Below are 572 nucleotides of genomic sequence, written 5' to 3'. Positions count from 1 at the left end.
AGGTAGCCCTGGCCTTCGGTGCAGCCCAGCCCGGTGAGGAACCGGGCCTGCTCCCCGGTCTCGACGCCTTCGGCGACGACGCGCAGCTCCAGCGAGCGCGCCATGGCGACCATGGCGGCCAGCAGCCGCGCCGCGGCGGCGTCGCCGTCGATGTCGGCGATGAACTCGGGGGCGATCTTCAGCGCGTCGATCGGCAGGTGCTTGAGGTGGGAGAACGAGGAATAGCCGGTACCGAAGTCGTCAAGCGTGATCGTCACGCCCAGCTGGCGCAGGGCTTCGAGGCGTTCGGCGGCGACGGCGGTGCTGGCGAGCAGCGCACTCTCGGTGACTTCCACCTCGATGACCTCGCCGGTCACGCCGGCCTGGTCGAGACGGCTGCGGAAGCGGTCGAGGAACCGCTCGTTCTGCAGCTGCGCCGCCGATACATTGATGGCCATGCGTCGCCGCGTGTCACCGGCGATGTCGCCATTGCCGAGCCCACGAGACCGGACCCTATCTTGTGTGCCCTTTTCTGCTTTAGTATTAAACAAACTCCAATCCTCACTCGCGCTGTTCTTGTCCCTGTCCAAATG

Annotated in this window: 1 protein-coding gene; it reads right to left on the bottom strand. The window is 66.3% G+C overall.

Annotated elements, in window-relative coordinates:
- Positions 1 to 437: EAL domain-containing protein (locus CSC66_RS17365; protein ID WP_162378651.1), on the bottom strand; the 437-nt coding region annotated here is incomplete at its 3' end.
- Positions 438 to 572 lie beyond the last annotated feature (135 nt).

Origin of the sequence: Pseudoxanthomonas kaohsiungensis (assembly GCF_010211765.1) — a bacterium.
Classification (GTDB): Bacteria; Pseudomonadota; Gammaproteobacteria; order Xanthomonadales; family Xanthomonadaceae; genus Pseudoxanthomonas; species Pseudoxanthomonas kaohsiungensis.
This window is presented reverse-complemented; position numbering and strand designations above follow the sequence as displayed.